We start from the raw sequence: 6,944 nt of genomic DNA, 5'->3' as shown, positions 1-6,944 counted from the left end.
GTGCCGAGGAAATCATCTGGGGGAAAATCTGGAAGCGGCCGTGATGCAACATAAGCCCAGAGCCCCGCGATACCCAACTCCACGAGCGGATAACGCCAACTGATCTTCGCCTTGCAAGTCCGGCACTGGCCCCGCAGTGCCAACCAACTCACCACCGGCACATTCTCCCACCACGCCAGCGTCCGCCCGCAGTTGCGGCAGTGCGAGCGCGGCTTCACCACGCTCTCACCCTCGGGCCAGCGGCTGAGGCACACGTTCAGAAAGCTGCCAAAGGCCAGCCCCAGCAGCCCTGCCAATATCGTGCCCAGAACGCGAATCATCGGAAGGTTGAGTATACGGCTCAAAAGACGAGGCACCGCTCTAAGTCGCTCGCCCCCCTCGCAAGATTCGAACCGGCACCCAACCGGCAGGGTTACACTGAATCCGATGGACGGCGCGAGAGACGCACACAGTCCTCTGTCATCAACGTCTGCACCGGGCACCCCAGTTCTTACTGATCCGGAGTGGGCGGCGGAGTTATTTCAGCAGTCAGTCGCAATCATGGCGCGCCTTCGCGCTCCCGGCGGTTGCCCGTGGGACCGCGAACAATCCTTCGACACCATTCGCAAATACACACTGGAAGAAGCCTACGAAGTTTTCGACGCCATTGAGCGCCGTGACTTCCCGCATCTTGCCGAAGAGCTTGGCGACCTGCTGCTGCAGGTTTTGTTTTACGCCGAGATGGCTGCCAACGAAGGCCACTTCACCATCACCGATGTCCTCGACCATCTGAACCGGAAGCTGATTCGCCGCCATCCCCACGTCTTCGGCGAAGAAGCGTCGCGAGCCGCAGGCAACGAGGCCATCGTCGATTCAGCAGTTGAAGGTTCAGCAGCAAAGGTGTTGCGCAACTGGGAAGAGATCAAAGCCGCGGAGAATGCAGCAAAGCCCGGCTCAGCGATAGAAGGGAATCAGCCGCCCTCGCGCCTCGACTCGGTGCAGCGTGCCATGCCCGCGCTGGCTGAAGCCGCAAAGATCGGTGCAAAAGCCGCGAAATCCGGCTTCGACTGGCCCCACTGGCGTGACCTGCTGCCGAAGCTGACTGAAGAAACGGCGGAACTCGAAGCCGAAGCTGCCGCAGCCGAAACATCCGCCGATCCCGCTCTCAAGACCGCGGTCGAAGCCGAGCTCGGCGACCTGCTTTTCACGGTCGTCAATCTTGGTCGCCACCTCGGCGTCGACGCGGAAATGGCCCTGCGCGGCTGCAATCTACGCTTCCGACAGCGGTTCAAGCAAATGGAAATAGATTCCGAGAAGCCACTGGAAGAATTGAAGCCTGAAGAACTCGAAGCTCTCTGGACCGAAGCTAAACGCAAGCTGGCGAAATCAGCGTCCGCACAGGAGGCAGGCCGATGATCCTGATCCGTCCCTGCTCTGGACATGATGAGCTCGAAGCATGCGTTCAGCTCCAGATTGAAACCTGGGGCTACGACGAAACCGACATCATTCCCCGCAAGGCCTTTCTCGTTGGTCAGAAGATCGGCGGTCAAGTCATCGGGGCGTTCGACACCGAGCTGCCCGGAGCCGGTCCAAATGGAACGCCCGAATCGATGGTTGGTTTCGCCATGTCTTTGCCGGGCGTGAAGACCGGAAAGAATTCCACAGACGGAAATCCACAGCCCTACCTGCACTCGCACATGCTGGCAGTGCGCGACCACTATCGCAACCGTGGCCTTGGCGCACAACTCAAGCTGGAGCAACGACGTGAGGCGCTCTCGCGCGGCATCCGCCGCATGGAGTGGACCTTCGATCCGCTGGAGATCAAGAACGCGCATCTAAACATACACAAGCTCGGCGCGATCGTTCGTAGCTACTATGTGAATTTTTATGGTGTATCCTCTTCTCGACTCCAAGGTGGACTTCCAACTGACCGTCTCGTTGCAGAGTGGTATCTCGACTCTGACCGAGTCAGCGGGAGCTTGGACGGTCGACCGTCAGTCAACTATGACATTGAAGAACGCATCCTGGTCCCAGCCGCCATTTACGAGTGGAAGGCATCCCCCAGTGGCCGGGAGCAAGCACTTGCCGTCCAGATGCAGAATCGCCACAGGTTTCAGGAAGCATTTTCCAAAGGATTAGCCGTCGTCTCGTTTAGCAGGGACGCGGAAGGTAACGGAATCTTCGAACTGGGCCATTGGGCCCAACCGGCGTGAGTCTCAAACAGCATTTCCCAGTCGGCACATTGAAGTACCAACATCTTCTTTAGCTGTCATCCGAAGGAAGCAACATTTTATGAGAATCGACGGAATCATTCTCCGCGAACTGCACCTGCCTCTGGTGCGACCCTTTGAAACAAGTTTTGGCGTAACCCGCAACCGCAGGATTCTGCTGGCTGAGGTCCGCGCCGACGGGTTGGTCGGCTGGGGCGAGTGCACCGCAGGGGAGCGGCCGCATTTCTCAGGAGAGTCAACCGACACCGCCTGGCAGGTGCTGATCAATGAGCTGGGCCCCATGCTGGCCAGCGCCAACGTCGAACACGGTGGCGACTGTCCGAAGATCTTCAACGTCGTGCGCGGAAATCCCATGGCCAAGGCCACGCTCGAAAATGCCGTCTGGGACATCGAAGCACAGCGCGAAGGTCTCTCGTTGTCGCAGCTGATCGGCGGGGTACGAGACAGGATCGCCTGTGGCGTATCGCTGGGGATTCAGAAATCGATTCCCGAGCTTCTCGACATTATCGAGCGCGAACTCGCCGCTGGCTACCAGCGCATCAAGCTGAAATGCAAACCGGGCTGGGATGTTGAGGTCTTCGAAAAAGTGCGCAATCAGTGGCCCGACATCATGTTGAGCTGCGATGCCAACTCTGCTTATAAGCTTCGTGACTCCGACCACCTTGTCACCTTCGACGCCTTTGACCTGCTGATGGTCGAGCAGCCTCTGTGGCACGACGATTTCTACTACCACTCCATGCTGCAGAAGCGCATGAATACGCCCATTTGCCTTGACGAGTCCATTCGCAATCGGCGCGATGCACTTGCCGCCATCGAAATGGAGTCGTGCAAGATCATCAACATCAAGCTTGGCCGCGTCGGCGGATTCTCCGAGGCCATTGCGGTCCACAACGCAGCGCAGGAGCGAGGCATTCCCGTGTGGTGCGGCGGCATGCTGGAGTCAGGCATCGGACGCGCGCACAACATTGCGCTGTCGACTCTGGAGAACTTCCGCCTGCCCGGCGACGTGTCGGCCTCAGCTCGGTACTGGAACGAAGACATCATCGAGCCAGAGGTTACAGTCACCCCCGAAGGCGAGATTCTGATTTCCGATGCGCCCGGACGCGGCTACGAAGTCCGCACCGACCTCATCGAGCAATTGACGGTCAGAAAAGAAGAGATTCGCGCCTTTGAACTCGTAGGTCAAAGCTAAGGAAGTTGAGTTTGGAGTCAGCGCTGCCTGCTCATGGGGTTTTGAGAGGGCGCCGCTTTGCAGTTTGCGGAAAAGACTCATTTGAGCTCGTAACAGGTGAACTCGATCCTTTGTAATTGGTGAATTCGAGCCTTGTAACAGGTGAGCTCGAGTCTTGTAACAGGTGAGCTCGAGTCTTGTAACAGGGCATGACTTTAGTCGTGCCGCAGTGGCACGATGAGAGACGGGGCTTTAGCCCCTGAGGAACTCCGGCTTTACTCCGGCTCGCAAATGGAACGAGCACTCTCAAAGACCGGCCTGATCATGAATGAAGCTATCGAGGCCCTGCGGTCGCTCAAGTTGCGGCACGGCGACCTCAAATTGCGTCTGGCCGATTACTCAATCCATTCTTTCCACCGCGTCCCGACCTATTTCTTCCGCATGATGAGCATCGATCGCGCCGAGGAGTTGGGCACCATCAATCTGCGCATCGGCTCAACGCCGCACATCGAGCGCTATGCCGGCCATATCGGGTACGGCGTCCATCCCGCACATCGCGGCCATCACTATGCGGCGCGCTCACTTGTTTTGTTGCTGCCGTTCGCTCGCAGCCTGGGTATCGATCCGCTGTGGATTACCTGCGATCCGGAAAATATGGCGTCGCGGCGGAGCCTTGAAATCGCCGGAGCGGAATTGATTGAGGTCGTGGACGTGCCGGAAGATTGCGGCATCCGCAAATATGGTGGCAGACTCCGCAAATGCCGCTATCGGCTCTGAGAGTGCTCCTACAGGGAACCATGAGAAAGATCCCTGCGTACTGACAATCGGCGGAGCAACTTTGCCCGCGGTATCGCGTCTCAATAGCGAGAGGCGGCCCGACCCCGCAGTTGCCGGCCGCCGGAGGTTACACCGTTGACTCCCCAGGAAGAACAGCTCCTTAATTCGCTCATCGAGCGGATCAACCAGACACAGCTTGAAGAAAAAGATCCTGACGCCGACGCGTTGCTCAACCAGAAGCTCGGCCCGAATCCGGATGCGCTTTACATGCTAGCGCAAACCGTTCTGGTGCAGAACATCGCCCTCGACCAGGCCAGGGCGCAAATCTCGCAACTCCAGCAGCAAATGCAACAGCCGCAGCGCCCTCAGCCCGCACATACCACGAGCTTTCTCGGCCGCCTCCTGGGTGAGCACGATTCCATGCCACAGCAACAACAGCAGCCTTCTGCGCCGCCTTATCAGCCAGTTCCGCAATATGCTCCACCGGCACAGCAGTACAGCCAGCCGCAGTATCAGCAGACTCAATATGTCCCCGTCGGCGGCGGCCAGCCAAGCTTTCTCCAGGGCGCAATGCAGACAGCCGCTGGAGTCGCTGCCGGCGCACTGGCTTTCGAGGGCGTCGAGTCGATCCTTCACGGATTTGGCCATGGCGGCTATGGTATGGGCGGTCCCGGCTATGGCATGGGCGGCTTTGGCATGGGCGAGCGACCCGTCGAAGAAGTCATCAACAACAACTACTTTGACGACCCAAGCCGCGGCGCAGAGCACGGCGAACACCGCGTGCAGGATCAAGGCGCGCAATTCAATGACACCGGATACGATCCGGGAGCCGGCTACAACCCGCGCGACAACGATTCCAACGACAACCTGCGGGGATTCGACCAGAACGCGGATTCAGCCAACGATCAGGACACCAGCGCCTTTACCGACACCTCGAACCTCGACGACCAATCCGGCTTCGACGATCAGAACGTAGACGACGGCTCAGGCTACGACGATTCCACCGGCCTCGACGACGATGGTGGTGGGTTCGACGGCGGGGGCGACCTGCTGTAATGCCTCAATTCTGCTGAGACACAAAGCGTTGCGCCGGGCGATGTTCGTCCGGCGCAAGACAGCCTGCGAAGCAGGTTTTTAGGTTCCGGCGATAGCCTTATTCTGCAAAATGCGAACCACCACACGGCGATTTGCGGCTTCAGTGTCAGCTGTCGTGTCGCCTGCGCTGATCTGTCGGCTCTCGCCCATCGCGCCGGGAGCCAGCATATTGGTGAGCGGCACATGGCCTTGCTGGAGAAGGAAATTCGCGACGTTGTTGGCGCGGTCTTCGCTCAGCTTCTGGTTAAGTGCGGCGCTCCCGGTCGCGGAGGCATACCCTTTGACCTGGATCATAAAGCCATTGATAGTCTTCGCCTTCTCGGCCAAGGCCACCAGTTGCGAGTTGTACTTTGGGTCGACGTTCACTTTTCCATTCGCGAAATACACGGTGACTTCATCAAGGATGTTGTAGTCGTTGAGCTGTCCGAATCGGGCATTCGCTTCGGCAATCGCGGCTTTGTTTGCGGCGACCTTCTTCTGCTGTTCCGTTAGCTCCGCATTTTGTGCAGCGAGCGCTGCATTCTGTCTTTCCAGTTCGGCGGAGTTCTGTTGAGTCTGCGCGCTGGTTTCGCTCAATCCGGCCTGGATAGCCTGCGCCTGCTGCAGATCGTCGCCCTTGAACCGGATTTTCGTTGCTACCAGTTGACCGTCAGCATTCAGACTGCCTTCCACCTGGATCGGAAGCCCAGGAATGAGGGCGGCCATGGACATGCTCTTGCTGCGAGCCTTGAGTACACCCTGCACCTGGGCCACGTCGGTGTAATCCGTCAATTGCACGACTACCTTGGGTGAATCCGCAGTCTGCAGGAAGATCAGCGAACCACTGCGGCCCTTGATAATTCCCTTCAACTTGGTTTGCGCGGAGACGACCGTGGCCGACATCCCGGCCAACATCAGCACGACAGTCAATCCTGAGACAATTCTGAACCACTTGCTTCGAATCATAATCTCCCCCTGCTTTTCTCTAGCGACGCTAAACATGACCGAGGTGAAAGACGGCGCACTTTTCACCCCGACCTCCAAATTGGGGGCGCACAACCTTGCAGCCCACCAAGCGCTTCTGCGGCCGCGGTCTGAGACCCGACTGCAAGGAGAACTTAGTGATTGTTGAAAGTCTGCGCAACTGGAAGAACTACCAGTGGAATTGGAGCGACTTGACCTATCTCAGCCTTTCGTTTGACCCCAAATTCGCCCTACCTTCGCGGTGGTATACTCACAGGGGCGACGCGGGTCCCTTTCGACGGCTTTTCGTCGATGGGCGAAGGTGATCGCCGGCATTTTCACGTCTACTGAGGTTCTCATGTCCGGCCATTCCAAATGGGCGACAATTAAGCACAAAAAGGGCGCGCTCGATGCCAAGCGCGGCAAGATCTTTACCCGTCTGCTAAGGGAAATCGCCATGGCTGCCAAGGGCGGCGGCAACCCTGACAGCAACGCTCGGCTTCGCACGGCGATCGCCGCTGCCAAGGCCGAAAACATGCCCCAGGACAACATCAAGCGGGCCATCCAGCGCGGTACCGGCGAACTGGAAGGGGTGAGCTATGAAGAGATCACCTTTGAGGGCTACGGCCCCGGCGGCGTGGCAATCGTAGTGGAAACGCTGACCGACAATCGCAACCGTACCGTTAGCGAAATTCGCCACGCCTTCTCAAAAAATGGCGGCAACCTTGGCTCGACAGGCTCGGTTCTGC

General features: G+C 58.4%; 8 protein-coding genes. 6 read left to right on the top strand and 2 right to left on the bottom strand.

Annotation, left to right across the window (positions count from 1 at the left end):
• The coding region (locus WA354_RS12790; RefSeq protein WP_472813397.1) for a prepilin peptidase at positions 1–344 on the bottom strand (344 nt) is incomplete at its 3' end.
• A 112-nt stretch (positions 345–456) separates the two neighbouring features.
• Here WA354_RS12790 and mazG point away from each other — a divergent pair.
• From mazG to WA354_RS12765, 5 genes are all read left to right on the top strand, one after another.
• On the top strand, positions 457–1,395 hold the full coding sequence (mazG, locus tag WA354_RS12785; protein ID WP_472813398.1) for a nucleoside triphosphate pyrophosphohydrolase: 939 nt from the start codon (positions 457–459) through the stop codon (positions 1,393–1,395).
• Positions 1,392–2,192 (top strand): GNAT family N-acetyltransferase, encoded by an 801-nt coding sequence (locus WA354_RS12780; protein WP_472813396.1) that lies wholly within the window; start codon positions 1,392–1,394, stop codon positions 2,190–2,192. Before mazG ends, WA354_RS12780 begins: the two co-directional genes overlap by 4 nt.
• Before the next feature lie 79 nt (positions 2,193–2,271).
• A complete protein-coding gene (menC, locus tag WA354_RS12775; RefSeq protein ID WP_472813395.1) occupies positions 2,272–3,402 on the top strand; it encodes an o-succinylbenzoate synthase in 1,131 nt (376 codons plus the stop codon).
• 216 nt (positions 3,403–3,618) lie between these two features.
• On the top strand, positions 3,619–4,158 hold the full coding sequence (locus WA354_RS12770) for a GNAT family N-acetyltransferase (RefSeq protein ID WP_472813394.1): 540 nt from the start codon (positions 3,619–3,621) through the stop codon (positions 4,156–4,158).
• Positions 4,159–4,293: 135 nt separating this feature from the next.
• On the top strand, positions 4,294–5,214 hold the full coding sequence (locus WA354_RS12765; RefSeq protein WP_472813393.1) for a DUF2076 family protein: 921 nt from the start codon (positions 4,294–4,296) through the stop codon (positions 5,212–5,214).
• Positions 5,215–5,292: 78 nt separating this feature from the next.
• On the opposite strand, the gene WA354_RS12760 is transcribed toward WA354_RS12765, so the two are convergent.
• Positions 5,293–6,198, bottom strand: coding sequence for an OmpA family protein (locus tag WA354_RS12760; protein WP_472813392.1), 906 nt, complete (start codon positions 6,196–6,198; stop codon positions 5,293–5,295).
• Between the two features lie 355 nt (positions 6,199–6,553).
• Here WA354_RS12760 and WA354_RS12755 point away from each other — a divergent pair.
• Positions 6,554–6,944 (top strand): YebC/PmpR family DNA-binding transcriptional regulator (locus tag WA354_RS12755; protein WP_472813391.1); only part of this gene is annotated, 391 nt, incomplete at its 3' end.

Origin of the sequence: Occallatibacter sp. (genome assembly GCF_049802275.1) — a bacterium.
Taxonomy (GTDB): domain Bacteria; phylum Acidobacteriota; class Terriglobia; order Terriglobales; family Acidobacteriaceae; genus Telmatobacter.
This window is presented reverse-complemented; position numbering and strand designations above follow the sequence as displayed.

Bases quoted from the DNA above. Each gene is read 5' to 3' on its own strand.
- WA354_RS12780 (WP_472813396.1), top strand. From the start codon at position 1,392: ATGATCCTGATCCGTCCCTGCTCTGGACATGATGAGCTCGAAGCATGC.
- menC (WP_472813395.1), top strand. From the start codon at position 2,272: ATGAGAATCGACGGAATCATTCTCCGCGAACTGCACCTGCCTCTGGTG.
- WA354_RS12770 (WP_472813394.1), top strand. From the start codon at position 3,619: ATGAGAGACGGGGCTTTAGCCCCTGAGGAACTCCGGCTTTACTCCGGC.
- WA354_RS12760 (WP_472813392.1), bottom strand. From the start codon at position 6,198: ATGATTCGAAGCAAGTGGTTCAGAATTGTCTCAGGATTGACTGTCGTG.